This window comes from Methanolobus chelungpuianus, assembly GCF_024500045.1.
Classification (GTDB): Archaea; Halobacteriota; Methanosarcinia; order Methanosarcinales; family Methanosarcinaceae; genus Methanolobus; species Methanolobus chelungpuianus.
In genome coordinates, this window is the sequence record NZ_JTEO01000002.1 from 345,507 (window position 1) to 361,222 (window position 15,716).

17 protein-coding genes and 1 tRNA gene are annotated in these 15,716 nt (G+C 51.8%); 14 read left to right on the forward strand and 4 right to left on the reverse strand.

Annotation, left to right across the window (positions count from 1 at the left end):
• Window positions 1–2: 2 nt before the first annotated feature.
• Window positions 3–572 carry a flavin reductase family protein gene (locus PV02_RS02650; RefSeq protein ID WP_256621822.1) on the reverse strand — a complete coding sequence of 190 codons (570 nt, stop codon included), beginning with the start codon at window positions 570–572 and terminating at the stop codon, window positions 3–5.
• 729 nt (window positions 573–1,301) lie between these two features.
• Here PV02_RS02650 and xseA point away from each other — a divergent pair.
• Window positions 1,302–2,522, forward strand: a complete 1,221-nt coding sequence (gene xseA, locus PV02_RS02655) for an exodeoxyribonuclease VII large subunit (protein ID WP_256621823.1) — start codon at window positions 1,302–1,304, stop codon at window positions 2,520–2,522.
• 14 nt (window positions 2,523–2,536) lie between these two features.
• Entirely contained in the window at window positions 2,537–2,851 is a 315-nt protein-coding gene (locus PV02_RS02660) for an exodeoxyribonuclease VII small subunit (protein WP_256621824.1), read from the forward strand.
• 50 nt (window positions 2,852–2,901) lie between these two features.
• Here the strand turns inward: PV02_RS02660 and ccsA are convergent, their stop codons facing one another.
• Both ccsA and PV02_RS02670 read right to left on the reverse strand, forming a co-directional pair.
• Complete coding sequence (gene ccsA / locus PV02_RS02665; protein WP_256621825.1) at window positions 2,902–3,975, reverse strand: cytochrome c biogenesis protein CcsA; 1,074 nt, start codon at window positions 3,973–3,975, stop codon at window positions 2,902–2,904.
• Window positions 3,972–4,901, reverse strand: coding sequence for a cytochrome c-type biogenesis CcmF C-terminal domain-containing protein (locus tag PV02_RS02670; RefSeq protein ID WP_256621826.1), 930 nt, complete (start codon window positions 4,899–4,901; stop codon window positions 3,972–3,974). The genes ccsA and PV02_RS02670 overlap by 4 nt, the downstream gene beginning before the upstream one ends.
• A gap of 158 nt (window positions 4,902–5,059) precedes the next feature.
• On the opposite strand from PV02_RS02670, the gene PV02_RS02675 reads away from it, so the two are divergent.
• The 8 genes from PV02_RS02675 (at window position 5,060) to PV02_RS02710 (ending at window position 12,290) form a co-directional block, all read left to right on the forward strand.
• Window positions 5,060–5,617, forward strand: a complete 558-nt coding sequence (locus PV02_RS02675; RefSeq protein WP_256622142.1) for a CDP-2,3-bis-(O-geranylgeranyl)-sn-glycerol synthase — start codon at window positions 5,060–5,062, stop codon at window positions 5,615–5,617.
• Between the two features lie 106 nt (window positions 5,618–5,723).
• On the forward strand, window positions 5,724–6,269 hold the full coding sequence (gene pyrE, locus PV02_RS02680) for an orotate phosphoribosyltransferase (RefSeq protein ID WP_256621827.1): 546 nt from the start codon (window positions 5,724–5,726) through the stop codon (window positions 6,267–6,269).
• Window positions 6,270–6,449: 180 nt separating this feature from the next.
• Window positions 6,450–7,754: a phosphoribosylamine--glycine ligase gene (gene purD / locus PV02_RS02685; RefSeq protein ID WP_256621828.1), complete on the forward strand. Its 1,305-nt coding sequence runs from the start codon at window positions 6,450–6,452 to the stop codon at window positions 7,752–7,754.
• Between the two features lie 15 nt (window positions 7,755–7,769).
• A complete protein-coding gene (gene argF / locus PV02_RS02690) occupies window positions 7,770–8,678 on the forward strand; it encodes an ornithine carbamoyltransferase (protein ID WP_256621829.1) in 909 nt (302 codons plus the stop codon).
• Between the two features lie 110 nt (window positions 8,679–8,788).
• Window positions 8,789–8,876: transfer RNA gene (locus tag PV02_RS02695), tRNA-Leu, on the forward strand.
• A gap of 526 nt (window positions 8,877–9,402) precedes the next feature.
• Complete coding sequence (locus tag PV02_RS02700) at window positions 9,403–9,981, forward strand: flavodoxin family protein (RefSeq protein ID WP_256621830.1); 579 nt, start codon at window positions 9,403–9,405, stop codon at window positions 9,979–9,981.
• 52 nt (window positions 9,982–10,033) lie between these two features.
• On the forward strand, window positions 10,034–11,437 hold the full coding sequence (locus tag PV02_RS02705) for a glutathione-independent formaldehyde dehydrogenase (protein WP_256621831.1): 1,404 nt from the start codon (window positions 10,034–10,036) through the stop codon (window positions 11,435–11,437).
• A gap of 145 nt (window positions 11,438–11,582) precedes the next feature.
• A complete protein-coding gene (locus tag PV02_RS02710; RefSeq protein ID WP_256621832.1) occupies window positions 11,583–12,290 on the forward strand; it encodes a DUF421 domain-containing protein in 708 nt (235 codons plus the stop codon).
• 145 nt (window positions 12,291–12,435) lie between these two features.
• Here the strand turns inward: PV02_RS02710 and PV02_RS02715 are convergent, their stop codons facing one another.
• A complete protein-coding gene (locus PV02_RS02715; RefSeq protein WP_342765623.1) occupies window positions 12,436–13,260 on the reverse strand; it encodes a nitroreductase family protein in 825 nt (274 codons plus the stop codon).
• A 101-nt stretch (window positions 13,261–13,361) separates the two neighbouring features.
• On the opposite strand from PV02_RS02715, the gene PV02_RS02720 reads away from it, so the two are divergent.
• The 4 genes from PV02_RS02720 to PV02_RS02735 all read left to right on the forward strand — a co-directional run bounded on the left by PV02_RS02720 (window position 13,362) and on the right by PV02_RS02735 (window position 15,710).
• Window positions 13,362–14,135 carry a GTPase gene (locus PV02_RS02720; protein ID WP_256621833.1) on the forward strand — a complete coding sequence of 258 codons (774 nt, stop codon included), beginning with the start codon at window positions 13,362–13,364 and terminating at the stop codon, window positions 14,133–14,135.
• A gap of 76 nt (window positions 14,136–14,211) precedes the next feature.
• Window positions 14,212–14,433 (forward strand): DUF2769 domain-containing protein, encoded by a 222-nt coding sequence (locus tag PV02_RS02725; protein WP_256621834.1) that lies wholly within the window; start codon window positions 14,212–14,214, stop codon window positions 14,431–14,433.
• A gap of 54 nt (window positions 14,434–14,487) precedes the next feature.
• Window positions 14,488–15,222 (forward strand): type 1 glutamine amidotransferase, encoded by a 735-nt coding sequence (locus PV02_RS02730; protein ID WP_256621835.1) that lies wholly within the window; start codon window positions 14,488–14,490, stop codon window positions 15,220–15,222.
• On the forward strand, window positions 15,222–15,710 hold the full coding sequence (locus PV02_RS02735; protein ID WP_256621836.1) for a hypothetical protein: 489 nt from the start codon (window positions 15,222–15,224) through the stop codon (window positions 15,708–15,710). Before PV02_RS02730 ends, PV02_RS02735 begins: the two co-directional genes overlap by 1 nt.
• Window positions 15,711–15,716: the final 6 nt, after the last annotated feature.

The following is a 15,716-nucleotide window of genomic DNA, read 5'->3' on the forward strand; positions in this document are numbered from 1 at the left end:
CCTTATTTCAATTCCCTTCCGATGGAGAACGCTTTGCCAAGGTTTTTTCCGATTCCATAATAATTCCTGGCCTCCGGGCCGAACACCAAGGGCCTCACCTTGTTAATATCAGGTACTCCATTCTCATCTATCACTGACTCATCAGCCTTGATATCCATTATCTCCCCGATGAACTGTGTATGGAGCCCAATCTCGAAACTATGGATCAGCTTGCATTCGATCACGACAGGGAACTCTGCAATATAAGGTGCATATACAAGGTCGCTTTTTACAGGAGTTAGTCCAGTGGTCTCGAACTTGTTCTCGTTCTTCCCGCTTGCCATCCCGCAGTAGTCCGTTTCTTTCACATGGTCTTCGGAAGGGATGTTCACAGTAAAGGCCTCCTTTTCCATGATATTGGTGTAACTGTAGGTCGCCTCCCTCAGGGAGATGCTGACGCAGGGTGGATTTGAACAGCAGATGCCTCCCCACGCAACGGTTGCAGCGTTAGGGGTACCGAACGCATCATATGTGCCAATAACCCACGCAGGTGCAGGATAAGCAAACGGTTTAGCTCCTATGGATCTTTTCATGATATCAACTCTCTAAGATATATCGGGCCTATCGATATTGAACTTTGCGGAGTGTGCTGCATATCAGACAAGTCCCCTGAAGCCCCCATCCAGCATATATCGGCTGTTCTTCCTGCCTGCAGGCCTCTTTCCATCCCGAGGGAATATGCTGTCGTTTCCTGCAGATACAGATAAACCCATTCAGGCACACTTCACATTCGGCATGTTTGCCGGTCCCGGTCAATAAGGCATTACAGGGATTGCAATGAATGTGGATGAGATAGCAGGCTTTCAGGGGTCGTGCCCGGATGTTGCAATTATGTCTGACAGCAGCTTTCTGTGAAGTTATAGTATCTCCTGCTCTCCTTATGGTCACAGCTCCAACATGCCAGCCTTGATGTGGAGCATGAGCTCAGTCTGTCGCGGAGCTGAGCCATGGCGTAAATCACGGAAAGGTCCTTTCCTGGGCCGGTATGGACAGGTCTTTTCTTCCGGTTCACCTCTCCTACCGGGAAATTGTATTCCGGAAATGACGGAAATCTATCTCCTGTTTGGATGTTCTCACAAGGAATTTCACTAAGCATTGGAACATTTAGAAATCAATCTGCAGGTTAATTTTTCGGCCGCTATTATTTTAAGCGTGCTCCTGACTCAGGGAACAATAATATAAAAGTTAGCCTAATACTTTCACACAACTTACTTAAGAGTATAATACCTTCAAAGCCTCCTGATAAAGGCCGGAAGATAAGGATGGGAATCTATACAGTTTCACAATTGAACGAGCATATCAAGCAATTGCTATGTCAGGATCCTCTGCTCAGCCAGGTCTGGGTGCGCGGTGAGATATCGAACCTCACAAAGCACAGCTCCGGTCATTACTATTTCACCCTGAAGGATAAGGGCAGCCAGATAAGCTGCGTCAGTTTCAGGTCAACCAACCGTTCCCTCAAATTCGAGCCCGAGTCCACAATGAAGGTGCTGATATTCGGTTCCCTAGACGTATACACTGTGCGGGGGCAATACCAGATCCACATCCTTGATATGAGGCCCGATGGCATAGGCGAGCTGTACAAGGCATACGAGCAGCTGCGTAAGAAGCTGGAGGATGAGGGCTTGTTCGATAAGGTCCGCAAGAAGCCCGTTCCCAGATTCCCGCAGAGGATAGGCATTGCCACATCTCCCACCGGTGCTGCTGTCCATGACATACTGCATGTGCTCAGGCGCAGGTATCCTGTGGATGTACTGCTGGCTCCTGCGATCGTACAGGGAGAGATGTCCGCCCCGAGCATTGTGAAAGCCCTGGAGCTCCTCAACAGGGCAAATGTGGATGTCATCATCGTAGGCAGGGGCGGCGGCTCACTGGAGGACCTGTGGTCCTTTAATGAGGAATCGGTTGCAAGGGCAATCTATGAGTCGCGGGTTCCGGTGATATCGGCAGTGGGCCATGAGACCGACTACACGATAGCCGACTTCACGGCTGACCTGAGGGCTCCTACACCGTCAGCAGCCGCTGAGATGGCAGTTCCTGACAGTACGGACCTGAAAAGGCACATCAGTTCCCTGTCACAGCGTATGGAGAAGGCTGCAATACGACATGTTTCCGACCTTTCTGACCGGCTGGATTATCTCTCGGGCAGGATAGGTCCTGAAAAGCTTAGTGAGTTCCTGAGGCAGAACTACCAGAGAGTGGACGAGCTAAACGTCCGGCTGGAGCGCCATGCGGGAAGGGTAATGGAATCCAAGCGCTCTTCCCTGGGCAGCCTGGCAGGCCGCTTGAACGCTGTCAGTCCTCTCAGCACGCTGGAGCGCGGATACTGTATAGCGATGAGTATCGACGGGGTCAGGCCCGTCCGCAGCGTGGATGATGTGGCCAAAGGAGAATCCCTGAGCCTGAAGGTAAAGGATGGAGCCATTCTTTGTAGTGTGAATGGTATAACAAAAGGCATAGTATTGAAGGACAAGCCGGATTGAGGAGATAAGAGATCATGGTCAAGGCAAAGAAGCTTGAGAAAGGTGCGGAAGATATGGCAACAGAGAATGCTGCCGGAGAGGGCCGGGGTGATATTGCTGAGTCCCTTGAAGACGATGCCACATTCGAGGAGTCCCTGGAAGAACTGGAGGCTCTCGTGGACAGGCTTGAACGGGGCCAGTTGCTGCTGGACGAGAGCCTGGAACTGTTCGAGAGAGGCATGAAACTGGCCCGCATATGCAACCGGAAACTCTCAAAAGCAGAAAGGAAGATTGAAATGCTCATTGAAGAGAACGGCAGCCTGAAGACCGGTCCGTTCATGGATGAATGATAGCTTCACAGGAAAGAAGAAAGGATTGTAAGAAAAGATGAGCTGCAGCTTTAAGTTGCAACTTCATCCTCCTCTTCAAAGTAGCGCCTGGCCAGCAGGACCGCACTGCTTCCCAGCAGGATCACAAGGAAGATCGCAATCACCATTCCCTCTGTACTGAAGTCCTGCCAGGAGTGGACCGAGGCCCACATGCCGCTGCGGGTCACGAAGGTGGCGAACACCACAAGTATGAATGACGCTATCGCCAGCAGGGGTGCGAGAAAACCATATTCTCCCTGGGATGTGCGCGTCCTCGCATGCAGGAAAGCAGTCGCGGTTATCCAGGGAATGAGGGACGAGGTTTCCACTGGATCCCATGACCAGTACCATGCTCCCCAGCCTAATACTTCATATGCCCAGAAACCACCGAGCCCGATCCCCAAAGTGAGGAAGAGCCACGCTGTGCGCATCCAGTCCCTTGCGATATCTGTCCATCTCCCATCCTTTGTCAGGAGGTTTGCAATGGCTGCAGCAAAGGGTATTGTAAAGGCCGCATAACCCAGGAACAGCATTGGCGGGTGTATGGCCATCCATGGATTGCGCAGCAGGGGGTTCATACCTTGGCCGTAGGGTACATTGTATAAACTGGCAAAAGGATTCCAGTTAGTGAGCACCGCGCCTGTGCCTGTGAGGGTGTAGCTTGCGAAGGGATTCTTCAGCACCAGTATCAGCAGGAACACGGATATTATTCCAAGGGACACCATTCTGGTGATGTTCATCAGTTTCGTGTCAGCAAGCTTCTTTGTATGTCCGGTGTACTGCACCAGCAGCAGTATGGCAAGTATGGCCCATGCCCAGAGCAGGAGCGATCCCTCCTGCCCGGCCCAGAGTGCCGAGACCCTGTAATACCACGCAAGGTCAGTGCTGGAATGGCTGTACACGTAGTAGTAAGATGCATTCACTCTAAGGAGATGTGCCACCAGCACCAGCATGGAAAGCGTGGCTGAGAGCATGCATGCTATTTCCATCTTCCTGGACTGACTGATGTAGCGCCGTTGCCCTCTGATGTGGTGGGCAAGCGAGAGGATTGTGGCCCCTGTCCCTGTGAGGAAGGCAACCCAGATCAGTATCATCCCAAAGTTCATCGTGATCCTCCCTTTGTTCCATTCTTCCTGCTTTTTGTGGGCTTTTCCTGTGTCTTCCTTGTGGTGCCGAAATCTGCTGCAATGAGCGCGATGATGCCTACCACCATCAGGTAGAAGCCGCCCCAGAGAAAGTTAATGTAGGGTACGGTCCTCATATACAGGTCAATTTCCCCTTTCTGGAGGCTGATGGCCCTTGGGGCAATGAACAGCTCTTCTGTGAGGCTACGGTGGATGTAGGTGGTGGTATAACTCTGCCCCCACTTGAAATCAGTGACGTATTGCACCTGACCTTCCTGGAAATAAGCTCCTTTCCTGTAGATATCAAGGTTGACCTCCGTGATGTAGGATGAGCCCGGGTAGTTCTGATACGGGTCCCCGGAATAATAGGAGTTCATGCTATTCACCCTGATGGCATAGTCCTGTCCGGGGAAATGCCCTATGTTACCGGAACTGACCGTATTGGACCCTTCCATTTTCATATTGGCGCTCAGAACGATCCCCAGCAGGATGAACAGTATCCCGAGGTGTATCAGGTGGGCGCTGACACTCCTGGCAGTAGCCCTGAAAGAATCCTTCTTAAGCGCTTTCCCTATCTTGTAAATAGTGGCAAAGACCGCAAGCGCGATAATGGGAACTGAGATATCTATTGCCAGATTCCTGAAGGGAGATATGAATGCAAAGAATGCTGCCAGTGCAATGTAACCTCCCACTACGGTCAGGGTGTTCCTTTGCCCGAGGTAGCCTGCCAGCATGCAGACGCTGAGCAGCACCACGAGGGCTGCGGTGGGCAGGGCTGTCCTGGCATTAAAATAAGAAGGTTCGAGACGTATCTCTGTCCCGGTGCCCAGTTTCGCAATTAACGGCGTTAACATGCCGACTAATATTATAGCCGCCAGAAGCAGGAAGACGACAACAGTAGCAAGCATGTTATTTTTCGGTGTCAGTAAAGGCCTTTTATTTTTCATCAGTTGTCTGCTTAAACCTACGATAAGTATGTGATATAGACTTTTCTCTTGCATCCACGATGTTTTAAATAGATGTTATACAATCATGGCATAGGAAACTGCGAAAACGGATGAACACAATGATAGAGATACTGGTTACTGCCCTGTGGCTTATGCTTCCGGCATATATCCCGAATTCATCTGCTGCTGTCTTTGGCGGCGGAAGACCCCTTGATGGCGGAAAGACGCTCAAGGACGGGCGTCGCATACTTGGTGACGGCAAGACCTACCGCGGCCTCATTGCAGGCACCCTTTGTGGCATGCTGCTCGGCCTGCTTCAGATGTACTACCTGTCAAGGCAGGATACAATGTTCGGAGTAACGCTGCCATCCTTTGGTGAGCTTCCCGGAGCCCTTGTGGTTATCTTCACACTGGCCTTCGGAGCACTTATCGGGGACCTTTCCATGAGTTTTGTCAAGCGCAGGCTGGGGCTGAAAAGGGGAGCTCCTCTGCCGGTTGTCGACCAGCTTGACTTCGTGCTTGGCGCATGGGTGCTGACATACCTGGTCTCTCCCGGATGGTTCACAGCCAGTTTCAGTTTTTACGTGGCACTTGCAGTGATCATTGTCACTCCTTTGCTGCACGTCTCTACAAACATTGTCGGCTATCTCATAGGAGTAAAGAAGGAGCCCTGGTGATCGCGGGGCTTGATTGTGTTCTATTGTAGTTTTAAGCAGTCAGGATGACATTGTTATAAGGTCAGTTCTTAATTGTTCATAAATCAGTATCAAACTGGTGATCATCATGCCGGGTTCGGAAAACAGCAAACAGTTACTTATCGATGCGCTCAAGGCCTGTGGCGCTGTCAGGTTCGGGGATTTCACGCTTGCCTCCGGAAAAAAAAGTACATACTATATAGATATCAAGAAAGCAAGCACGGATCCAGGGACCCTGAGAACCATTGCTCAGGAGGCCTCAAAGATCATAAAAGATATGCAGGCAGACAGTGTAGGCGGAGTTGTGCTCGGAGGAGTCCCGCTGGCTACTGCAGTGTCCCTTGAATCAGGGCTTCCGCTCCTGCTGATCCGCAAGGAGGATAAAGGATATGGCACAGGCGGGCGCTTTGTAGGTGAGCTCAGGCAGGGCTCCCGGGTACTGCTGCTGGAAGATGTGACCACCAGCGGCGGGTCAGTAAAGGATGCAATAGAGGCCATACGCGCGAGCGGAGGCGAGGTGGAGACTGTTATAACTGTCGTTGACAGGGAATCCGGAGCTACGGAAAGCTTGGCTTCCATGGGTGTGAGACTTGTGCCACTTGTGAGGGCAAGCGATCTGGTGAGCACTGCGTAGGTCCGGCCGAAACCAAAAGGTAAATTATTTATTACAATAGCAAGCACTTAATGCTATTCCAGTTTCGCATGAGACCATGGTGTAATTATAAGTTAAGATCATATCCTAACCAATATAGTCCTATTCAATGAATCCCTATGAGCAGCCTCTCAGAGGCAATTTAATAACGAGGTTTCAAGTATGAATGTTTTAATAGTAGGTGGTGGCGGGAGGGAACACGCCATCACGGCAGCACTGGCAAGGAGCAGCAAGAACCCCTCACTCTTTGCAGTGATGTCAAAGAAGAATCCCGGAATTGCAGGGCTTTGCAAGGATTTCCTTCTCTCAAAGGAAACTGATGTTGAGAAGGTAGTGGAGTTTGCAGTCAGGAAAAATGCAGAGATAGCAGTTATAGGGCCCGAGGCTCCTCTCTCAATGGGCCTCGCCGACGCGCTGGAGAATGCCGGCATCAGGGTGGCCGCCCCGAGAAAGGCAGTGGCGCAGATAGAATTCAATAAGGGCTGGGCCCGCAATTTCATGAAGGATAACGGGATAGCAGGCTGTCCGGCATTCGAGGTCTTCACGGAAAAGGGGCCAATGGACCAATTCATTGAGAAGCTTGGCGATGTCGCGATCAAGCCAGCGGGTCTTACGGGCGGAAAAGGCGTGAAGGTCATGGGAGACCAGCTGCCTCACCTGACCGCTGCCATGGAATACGCAGCAAGCCTGCTTGCATCCGGCAGCGTGGTCGTGGAGGAGAACCTTAAGGGCGAGGAGTTCACCCTGCAGGCCTTTGTAGACGGAGAGCACCTGGCTTTCATGCCCACGGTGCAGGACCACAAGCGTGCCTTTGAGGGCGACCTTGGGCCCAATACCGGCGGCATGGGCTCTTACAATGATGCGGGAGAGATACTGCCTTTCCTTGTGAAGGAAGATGTTGAGCAGGCAAAGCAGATAATGCTGGATACCGTGAAGGCCCTGCGCAAGGTCACGGGTATCGGCTACAAGGGCGCATTGTACGGCCAGTTCATGATCACGAAGGATGGCCCGAAAGTAATAGAGTTCAATGCCCGCTTCGGCGACCCCGAGGCGATGAACGTGCTGTCTCTGCTGGATACCGATTATGTGGATGTCCTGTATGCTATCGTTTCGGGGACCCTTGACAAGTTTGACGTGAAGTTCAGCAGGAAGGCTACCGTGTGCAAGTATGCAGTGCCTGCAGGCTACCCGGACAAGCCTACAAGCGACAGGGAGGTCATCGTTGGCGACATAGGCGATGCACTGCTCTTCTATTCAAGTGTCTATGAGGATGACGGCAAAGTCTATACCACGGGCTCAAGGGCGGTAGCGGTCGTTGGCATTGCAGATACCATTGCTGAGGCTGAGAAGGCCGCACAGCATGCTCTGGACAATATCAAAGGGGACCTGCATTCCAGGCGTGATATCGGCACTGCAGGACTTATACAGAAGCGCATCGATCATATGAAGAAGATCCGCGGCAAGTGAATCGGGGTTGACAGCATGAAACATCTCATTTCAATGTCTGACCTTACTCAGGAGGAGATCATAGCTCTCCTGGATGTGGCTACAGACCTGAAGGAAAAGCGTGCAAAAGGCAAGGTCACAGACCTGCTGAAGAACAAGAGCATAGGAATGATCTTCGAGAAGTCTTCAACACGTACCAGGGTCTCTTTCGAGGTTGCCATGAACGACCTCGGAGGGCATGCGCTCTACCTGAACCCGCGGGACATGCAGCTTGGCCGCGGGGAGACGATCGGGGATACTGCTAAAGTGCTCTCCAGATACCTCTACTGCATAGTTGCAAGGGTGTACAGCCACGACACAGTGACTGAGCTGGCGCTCCATTCGGATGTGCCGGTGATCAATGCTCTCTCAGACAGGGAGCACCCCTGCCAGATCCTTGCGGACCTGATGACCATCCGCGAGTACAAGAACAGGCTCAAGGGCCTGAAATTCGCCTGGGTCGGCGACGGGAACAACGTATGCAATTCCGCCATCCTCGGCTGCACACTGGTAGGGATGGAGGTTGCCGTTGCCTGCCCGCCCGGATATGAGCCCTACCCTGAGATTGTGAAGCATGCCAAGCGCCTTGGCGGTAAGGTCACAGTGACCAACAGCCCTGCAGAGGCTGCGAAGAACGCGGACATCCTCTACACTGACGTCTGGGTGTCCATGGGAGATGAGGACGAGCGCGATAAGCGTCTCACGGACCTTGCCCCCTACCAGATAAACACGAAGCTCGTCAACCAGGCAAAACATGATGTTATCGTGATGCACTGCCTGCCTGCCCACCGCGGCGAGGAGATCTCCGCAGAGGTTATGGACGGCCCTCACTCGGTGGTATTCGACCAGGCCGAGAACCGCCTGCACAGCCAGAAAGCCCTCCTGCTCAAACTGATGGCCTGCTGAGGCCGTCAGTAATTTTCCCTTCCGGTCTTTCCGCTATCCTCCCAAACCCCCATTCCAAACACAAAGTTTAACTAGAAAAAGCGCTACTAAGCATCATTCACATTCACCATGCGGGAGTCGCCCAGCCAGGCCAAAGGCGCTAGATTCAGAGTCTAGTCTCGTAGGAGTTCGTGCGTTCGAATCGCATCTCCCGCACCACTTTTATGAAATTTGTTTGTTATAATTCTTGCACTAAAGTGTAGGCACTGGCAAAAATTAAACTTTGGTATAATATTGGCCATTAGATTTAAATTTTTATGAACCTTCTTTTAATTCAATGCTGTATGCGAAAACAAGAGATGGACATAAATTAAGAGCCAATATCAAAAATAAAAGCAAGAGGATTGAGGAATTTCCACAGTATAGAGGCAAAGAATATTTTTTGCTTAATACAATAAAGCTTGGTTTTAAATGCCAATGGCATGAGATGCTAAAAGAAAACAAGTTATGTCGCACGTAATAATTTTATTTCCCGTACTGTATATTAAATATAAGACTTAGTTTATTTTGATATCTGAAATTAGCATCTCTCTTTTTCTCAACAAGGGACTAAGTTGGCTCTCTTTTTTTAATAAAAGGCATAATTCTACACTAATAACCTATTTCTTATTCAACTTCTAAGAAACCATTTTTACCCCTCCCGTCCATAAACTTCTCCACCTAACTATAAAAGAGGACCAACACCATGAAAGTAATAGCAATAAACGGCAGCCCCCGGAAAGAGGGCAACACCGCCGCCCTCCTGAAAGAGCTTCTTTCGGGTCTTGAGGACGAGGGCGTGGAGACGGAGCTCATGCACATAGGCGGGAAGAAGGTTCATGGATGCACAGCGTGCATGAAATGCTTTGAGATGAAGAACGGGCAGTGCGTGTTCGATGACGACCCGATCAACGAGTGCATCGCGAAAATGAGGGAGGCTGACGGGATCGTTATCGGATCGCCGACCTATTTTGCAGATGTGTCTACCGAGGTCAAGGCGCTGATCGACCGCGCGGGGTTCGTGTCAATGGCAAATGGCGGCTTCCTTGCGAGGAAGGCGGGGGCTGCGGTGGTGGCCGTGCGCCGGGCAGGGGCGATACATGCTTACGATTCCATCAACCATCTATTCGGGATATCCAATATGATCACCGTGGGCTCTTCCTACTGGAACCTGGGCGTGGGGCTCAGTCCGGGGGATGTGATCGATGATGCGGAAGGCATGCAGACCATGAGGAACCTGGCCTCCAATATGGCGTGGCTGCTGAAGAGGATTCATAATCCTTAGATTAAGTTCTGCGGCTCATTTATAGTCCCGGCTCGTCCTTGTCATAAGGATCATGCTGTATGGGGAAGGCGCTTTCAGCAGGTGCCGGAGCCTGTATCATGTATGGGGTGGTACTATAAGAGCTGTTGTTTACAAAGGACCTGAGAAGGTAGCCGTAGAGGAAGTGGATGACCCGAAAATAGAGCATCCGGCAGATGCCATAATCCGGCTGACCTCCACTGCCATCTGCGGAAGCGACCTTCACATGTATGAAGGCAGGACCGTCGAAAAGCCCGGCAAGATACTTGGCCACGAGCCGCTGGGAGTGATAGAGGAAGTCGGCAGCGCCGTCTATTCTTACAAGAAGGGCGACAGGGTGGTAGTTAATTTCAACGTGGCCTGCGGGCACTGCATGAATTGTGTCATGGGGTTCCCCAGCGCCTGTCTCACCATCAGGTCGGAGACTGCAGGAGGAGCTTTCGGGTATGCCAAGATGGGCAAATATGCGGGCGCGCAGGCGGAAAAGCTCAGGGTGCCCTTTGCCGACTTTAACTGCACCAAATTGCCGGGAAAGCCAAATGACAAGTGGGAGCATGATTTCGTAATGCTGGCCGACATCTTCCCGACCGGTTTCTTCGCCACAAAACTTGCATTTGTAATGCCCGGCTTCCCGGTAGCCGTCTTTGGCGCCGGCCCTGTGGGACTGCTGGCGGCATACTCCGCAATACTTCAGGGTGCAGGCCAGGTTTTCGTGGTGGACCACATCCCTGAGAGGCTGAAGCTGGCAAAAAGTATAGGTGCCATACCGATCGACTTCACCATGAGCGATCCTGTGGCGCAGATAGAAGCCCTCAGGGCCGAGTTCTCTGTCGTGGACACTCTGCTGCCCGGTGAGGAGAAGATTGAGAGCCTCATGTCCAGCATCTCGAAACTTGCCGGGAGTGCAGGCATCCAGCTTGACGTGGACCGGAGCGATCCTGTAAAGGTCATTCAGGCATTAAGGGCCGTGAATCCCATGGTCGCGCAGTCGCTGCTGCCTGGTGAAGAGAAAATGAAAGGGGTTATGTCCGGCATAGATGCTGTGGGATACCAGGCTCTTGACAGGGACGACCCTTCAAGGGAGAACCCCACTCAGGTAATAAGCGACCTGGTGAGGCTAATCAATCCAACCGGCCATCTTGCTTTGATCGGTGTCTACACTGCGGATGACCCGGGAGCTGCCAATGCACACGCCAGGAAGGGAGAGTTCATGCTGCCCCTCGGTGAGCTCTGGGAAAAGGGTATGACCGTGGGCACAGGCCAGACACCTGTGAAGAACTTCATAATCCTGCTCAGGGACCTGATAATTGCGGGAAAGGCCAATCCCGGTTTCATAGTAAGCCACAGGATATCCTTTGACGAGGTGCCGGATGCCTACAGGAAGTTCGCCAGGCGGGAGGGCGGCTACACCAAGGTGATAATAGACCCTGCAAAATGATCCTCTCCCTCTTTTATGCTTAAATCCGACACGCCCTCTACCGCTGTCCGGTATCGGCAGAGCGGTAATTGTCCTTAGCTGTAGCTGCTCTTTCGTAGCTGTCCTTCTGTAACTGTTCTTATATTCACGGGACAGAATATCTGTTATGACAACAGAGAATATTGTACCCTTTGACATGGCAAGGATATTCATAGGCTCCACCCCATGGGGCTTTCTTCTGGAGGTAATATTCAGGACTGCAGTACTGTTCATCATTTCTCTTGTTTTCATGCGGCTCATGGGCAGGAGGACTGTAAGGCAGCTTACCCTCTTTGACCAGCTCATAATCATAGCCCTTGGTACTTCCGTGGGTGAGCCGATGGTCTACCCGGACACGGCTCTTCTGTGGGGAGTTTTTGTGATAATTACTGTGGTCCTGATGTTCAAATTGCAGAATACCCTCCTGAACAGGAGTGCTTTTTACCAGGATCTTACCCTGGGCACGCCTCGTAAAATAATAAGCAACGGGGTAATAGATGTGGAAACGATGGGCAAGGTCTCTACAACCCGTGAAGAGGTTTTCCTCATGCTTAGGAACAAGAGCGTCAGGCACCTGGGAGAGATTGAGGCGGTGTATATTGAGAGGAACGGGAGCTTGAGCATTTACAGGCTTGAGCCCGATAAAGTGATTCCCGGCCTCACTACTCTGTCAGACGACCTGCCGGGACATCCCGAACACCACAAAACCAATACACATATTCCCAAATCTGACTACTACTCATGTTATGTTACAGGGGAAACAAAAAAGCTGGAGGAAGGTGATATGTTCCCTGCATGCAGGGGAGGTCAGTGGATAGAATCTACGGAACCATGACCCTTTAGAGGGTGGGTGGAAGGGCAGCTGCCTGTAAAGATAATGTCTCCAAGTTCTGTTCCCATAGAAGATGGGGTCTGCCCTTCTCAGCCCGCAGGGGATATCCTGCACTCAAAACAGAGTGCCAGGTCCCTCTTTCAGATGCTCATTTCCAGGTGATCCTGGCAGGTTCCCGTCCGGGAATGCTGCACACCTTGTACTTAGGATACCCGAACATCATTGCGTACTGCACTTCATGTCCTTCCGGCAGCCCCAGCTCCTCCTTCAGCTCCTGACAGGAGGATGCCGCTATCTTGAGGAAGCCTGCCCAGCAGGCACCCAGTCCGAAGGCGGGGGCTGCAAGCTCGAACCATGTAAGGGCAATGATGCTGTCAGTGAAAGCTATTGGATTTGCTGCAGCAGCATGTGCGACAGCCACATGAGGGGCGCCCCGGCATATCGGATCCTTCCCGCTCTCATATGCAGCTATGAGTGAGGGGATGACAGGCTTAAGGGGATGCTGCACATCGCTGTTCATCAGGCTGCGCATCCAGTCTATCGTAATGCGGGTGAGCCTGCGCACTTTTTCCGGGTCGTGGATGATGAGCCAGTGTACGGGCTGGTTGTTCATTCCGGAAGGCGAGTAGCGTACGATGTCAAGGATCTCCTCTATGGTTTCCCTGTCTGCCATTTTGCTCAGGTAGTTGCGTACGGACCTGCGCTGGCGCATGTAAATGCCCAGGGCTCCGGGAGTGATGCCCGGCTTTACTTCTTCGGCTATCTCCGGGTAGCGGGTACCGTATTCAGGGTATATCGCACCCTCAGGGCAGAAGGATTCGCAATTGCCGCATTTTGAGCAGAATGCTCCTGCCTCATCGGGCATGAATGGGATGCGTTCCTCTCCTTTCAATATAAGTCCCATAGGACATATCTGCAGGCAGGTGCCACATTTCGAGCAGGTGTCGGGATCGATGAAGATAGTGGCTATAATATCAACTCCGCTAGTAACTCACAAGAGAAACTAATAAACGTTTGCCCCATCCGATTGGGGCTGCGCAATATATCTATATCCTAAAATGCCGTAGCAATAGCATGGCAAGTTACAAGATGCTCGTAAAGGATGTGATCAAGCAGGCAGACGTCCTTCTTGAGATCGTGGATGCACGCTTTCCCCAGGAAACAAGGAACAGCCATGTGGAGAGTGATATCATCCGCCTTGGCAAGCCCTTTATCATAGTCCTGAACAAGTGCGACCTTGTATCAAGGAAAAGTCTCGAAAGGTCCAAATCATCCCTTTCCCCGGTGGCCCCCGCAGTCTTCATCTCAAGCAAGGACAGGTCAGGCACCACAATCCTGAGGCACAAGATAATGGAGATAGCTGCCATCAACGGCATAAAGGACCGGGATATCCTGGTGGGCTGCCTTGGGTACCCCAACGTGGGCAAATCCTCTGTGATAAACGGCGTGACAGGGCGGCACAGGGCCGGCACGTCTGCCATATCCGGCCACACAAAGGGAGTCCAGTTCGTGAATGCAGGCTCGCACATCAAGTTCATCGATACCCCCGGAGTGATTCCTTTTGACGAGCACGATGAGTACATGCAGGGTCTTCTTGCAATAAAGGATTCCACCCACCTGAAAGACACAGAAGGGGTAGCCCTCAGGATAATCGAGAAGATATGCGCTGAGAATAAAGAAGCCCTGGAAGCTGCGTACAATATTACTATTGAAGGTCAGGACTCTTATGGTATAATGGAGCTTATCGGTATGCAGAGCAATTTCCTCAAAAAGAAGGGCGAGATCGATGAAATGAGGGTGTCCAAGAAGATAATCGATGACTGGCAGCGAGGGGCGCTTGTCACATGACCTGTCCTCTCTGCATCCTGCCTGATCCTTCGGAACAGCTTTAATCCGGCTCACAAATCTTGGTATGAGGTGCCTTATGTCAGAGAACCGCGGAAAATATTTCGGTGTATGCACATCCTATCATCACTCCAAGGGCTGTAACTGTCCGCGCTGCCCTTCGTATCCTGAGAAAGGAGTATTCATGTTCTGTGCCAAAGGCAGCAGCGCCAAAGCAAAGCAAAAAGCGGGCTGCCTCTGTGCAGACTGCGAGGTTCACGGCAAGTTCGGTTTCAAAGGCGATTATTTCTGCCAGCCGTGATCCCTCGAAAAGGGTATAATCCGGCATGCACTTTAAGGTGGCATGGGAACTGGCATGAGGATACATTGCTTGCAGCATCTTGAGTTCGAGACCCTGGGAAATATTCCCGGGTGGGTGCATGACAGGGGGCATGTGCTCACAAAGAGCCTTCCTTATGTGGAAGTAGAATTCCCGCACACCGATGATTTTGATCTTCTGCTGATCATGGGCGGCCTGATGAGCATATACCAGGAGAATGAGCATCCATGGCTCAAAAAGGAAAAGGCATTCGTCAGGAGTTCCATCGAGGCTGGAAAAGCGGTCCTGGGCATATGTTTTGGTGCCCAGATGCTGTCGGAGGTACTGGGCTCATCCGTCCGCAGGAACAATCTCAAAGAAATTGGATGGCACAGCGTTGAAATGGTTGAGTCCTGGAAAGAAGAGTTCTTCCTGCAGGGCCTGTCCGGGAGCTTCACTGTCTTCCAGTGGCATGGCGATACCTACGGTCTTCCACCGGGAGCAAGGAGGCTTTTCACTTCTGCAGCCTGCATGGAGCAGGGTTTTGTTTACCGGGATAACATACTCGCACTGCAGTTCCACCCCGAGGTGAACGGGCAATGTTTATCAAACCTGGTAATGAACTGCAGGTCCGACCTGCAGACTGACGGCAGCTACGTCCAGTCCGAGGCAGAGATCCTCAACAGGCCGGAGATGATCGAAAGCTCTGCCAGATTAATGTTCTCCATTCTTGGCAGGTTCGAGGACCTTTACAGAAGCTCTCTGGCAGGAACTGAAGGGGGAAGGCTATAATGTCCTCCGATGAAGATCTGGCAGAGAGGCGGCCTGCAGTCCTCAGGGCCAGAGAACTGTGCAGGACGCGCCCTCTTATCTATTCTGACCTGGACCATCTCAAGAAAGGATCCACAGGATTCCTGCACGGGCTTGGTTTCACTGACGAGGAGATAGCTCTGGCTCTTGACCTGGAACTGCGGGAAGTTGAGAACAACCTTAAGGGGACCGGTTTTGAACCGGACCTTAAGAGGATTCTCCGGTTCAGTGACCGCATGCCCTCGAACATAGGCGACATCATCACTATCTGTGCTCCCGTATGGTTGCAGGAAGGTGCATGCACAACCACAAGGGTGATAGTGATCCAGTGCATTCCAAAAGGTGATAAATGCGGACTGCTGGTGGAGCTGCTGGAAGATACGGGCCCGAAACTTCCGGTACTGGGCGGTAAGAGAAAAGGTGAGGAAATAGTAGTGCCGCTGGATTGGTATGTGCCCGGGCCCCGGTGATGAAGC

Excerpts from the sequence above, each read along its gene's own strand:
- PV02_RS02650 (WP_256621822.1), bottom strand. The coding sequence starts at position 572 with ATGAAAAGATCCATAGGAGCTAAACCGTTTGCTTATCCTGCACCTGCG.
- xseA (WP_256621823.1), top strand. The coding sequence starts at position 1,302 with ATGGGAATCTATACAGTTTCACAATTGAACGAGCATATCAAGCAATTG.
- PV02_RS02660 (WP_256621824.1), top strand. The coding sequence starts at position 2,537 with ATGGTCAAGGCAAAGAAGCTTGAGAAAGGTGCGGAAGATATGGCAACA.
- ccsA (WP_256621825.1), bottom strand. The coding sequence starts at position 3,975 with ATGAACTTTGGGATGATACTGATCTGGGTTGCCTTCCTCACAGGGACA.
- PV02_RS02670 (WP_256621826.1), bottom strand. The coding sequence starts at position 4,901 with ATGCTTGCTACTGTTGTCGTCTTCCTGCTTCTGGCGGCTATAATATTA.
- PV02_RS02675 (WP_256622142.1), top strand. The coding sequence starts at position 5,060 with ATGATAGAGATACTGGTTACTGCCCTGTGGCTTATGCTTCCGGCATAT.
- pyrE (WP_256621827.1), top strand. The coding sequence starts at position 5,724 with ATGCCGGGTTCGGAAAACAGCAAACAGTTACTTATCGATGCGCTCAAG.
- purD (WP_256621828.1), top strand. The coding sequence starts at position 6,450 with ATGAATGTTTTAATAGTAGGTGGTGGCGGGAGGGAACACGCCATCACG.
- argF (WP_256621829.1), top strand. The coding sequence starts at position 7,770 with ATGAAACATCTCATTTCAATGTCTGACCTTACTCAGGAGGAGATCATA.
- PV02_RS02700 (WP_256621830.1), top strand. The coding sequence starts at position 9,403 with ATGAAAGTAATAGCAATAAACGGCAGCCCCCGGAAAGAGGGCAACACC.
- PV02_RS02705 (WP_256621831.1), top strand. The coding sequence starts at position 10,034 with ATGCTGTATGGGGAAGGCGCTTTCAGCAGGTGCCGGAGCCTGTATCAT.
- PV02_RS02710 (WP_256621832.1), top strand. The coding sequence starts at position 11,583 with ATGACAACAGAGAATATTGTACCCTTTGACATGGCAAGGATATTCATA.
- PV02_RS02720 (WP_256621833.1), top strand. The coding sequence starts at position 13,362 with ATGGCAAGTTACAAGATGCTCGTAAAGGATGTGATCAAGCAGGCAGAC.
- PV02_RS02725 (WP_256621834.1), top strand. The coding sequence starts at position 14,212 with ATGTCAGAGAACCGCGGAAAATATTTCGGTGTATGCACATCCTATCAT.
- PV02_RS02730 (WP_256621835.1), top strand. The coding sequence starts at position 14,488 with ATGAGGATACATTGCTTGCAGCATCTTGAGTTCGAGACCCTGGGAAAT.
- PV02_RS02735 (WP_256621836.1), top strand. The coding sequence starts at position 15,222 with ATGTCCTCCGATGAAGATCTGGCAGAGAGGCGGCCTGCAGTCCTCAGG.